This is a genomic window from Amycolatopsis stemonae (assembly GCF_054781455.1).
The window spans coordinates 1-1,388 of record NZ_BAAGUJ010000035.1 but is presented as its reverse complement, the minus strand read 5'-3'; the positions used below and the strand labels follow the sequence as shown (position 1 = coordinate 1,388).

The window sequence follows — 1,388 nt, the reverse complement described above, 5'->3', positions numbered from 1 at the left end:
GGGGGTCAGCTTTCCCGGCCGAGTTCGGCGTTTTCCAGTATTGCGAGGGCGTCGGGGACGAGGACGGCGGCGGAGTAGTAGGCGGAGACGAGGTAGGAGATGATGGCTTGGTCGGAGATGCCCATGTACCGGACGTTGAGGCCGGGCTGGTATTCGTCGGGTAGGCCGGTTTGGTGGAGTCCGACGACGCCTTGGGTGTGTTCGCCGGTGCGCATGAGCAGGATGCTGCTGGTGGCGGTGTCGGTGACGGGGATTTTGTTGCAGGGCAGGATGGGGATGCCGCGCCAGGCGGGGACGTGGTGGCCGCCGAGGTCGGCGGCGTCGGGGTGGAGGCCGGCTTTGCTGCATTCGCGGCCGAACGCGGCGATGGTTTTGGGGTGGGCGAGGAAGAAGCCGGGGTCTTTCCAGACCAGGGCGAGCAGGTCGTCGAGGTCGTCGGGGGTGGGTGGGCCGGTGCGGGTGGGGATGCGCTGGGCGAAGTCGGCGTTGTGCAGGAGCCCGAAGTCGGTGTTGTTGATCAGTTCGTGTTCTTGGCGTTCGCGCAGGGCTTCGATGGTGAGGCGGAGTTGTTGTTCGGTCTGGTTCATCGGCTGGTTGTAGAGGTCGGCGACGCGGGAGTGGACGCGGAGGACGGTCTGGGCGACGGAGAGTTCGTATTCGCGGGGTTGGGTGTCGTAGTCGACGAAGGTGCCGGGCAGGACGGGTTCGCCGTCGTGGCCGGAGGCGAGGGAGATTTCGGCTTCGCCGTGGTCGTTGCTGGGCGTGGCGCCGTCGGCGAGGTAGGCCTGCAGGTGGGCTTGCAGTGATGCGGAGCGGGTCAGGACGTCGTCGAACGCGGTGCGGGGGAGGGTGAGGACGGTGCAGGTGGTGACGGCTTTGGCGGTGAATTCCCAGATCCCGTCCTGTGCGGTGAGGGAGGTTTCGCCGAAGTAGTCGCCGTCGGCGAGGGTGGCCAGGACGGTGTGGTCGCCGTAGGCGCCGGTGCCGATTTTGGTGATTTTGCCGTGGGCGATCAGGAACACCTGGTCGGCTGGGGATCCGAACTCGACCAGTGCGTCGCCGGGCTGGTATTCGTGCTGGCGGAAGCGGGTGGCGAGTTCGGTGAGGACGTCGTCGTCGGTGTAGCCGCGTAGCGGGGCGAGTTCGCCGAGTTCGGGTGGGATCACCCGGACTTCGGCGCCGGTGGTGGTGAAGGTGACCCGGCCGTCGCCGACGGCGTAGGAGAGGCGGCGGTTGACCCGGTAGGCGCCGCCGGAGACCTCCACCCAGGGCAGCAGCTTCAGCAGCCACCGTGAGGAGATCCCTTGCATCTGCGGGACCGACTTCGTTGTCGTGGCCAGCGTCCGGGCCGCGGCCCGGCCCAGGCTCAACGGCGCCTGCTCGGTCTC

1 protein-coding gene is annotated in these 1,388 nt (G+C 67.8%); it reads right to left on the bottom strand.

Annotated features, from left to right (window positions below; all coding sequences use genetic code 11):
* Positions 1-5: 5 nt before the first annotated feature.
* A partial coding sequence (locus ACYVLJ_RS47895; protein WP_460443740.1) for a family 2B encapsulin nanocompartment shell protein occupies positions 6-1,388 on the bottom strand: 1,383 nt, incomplete at its 5' end.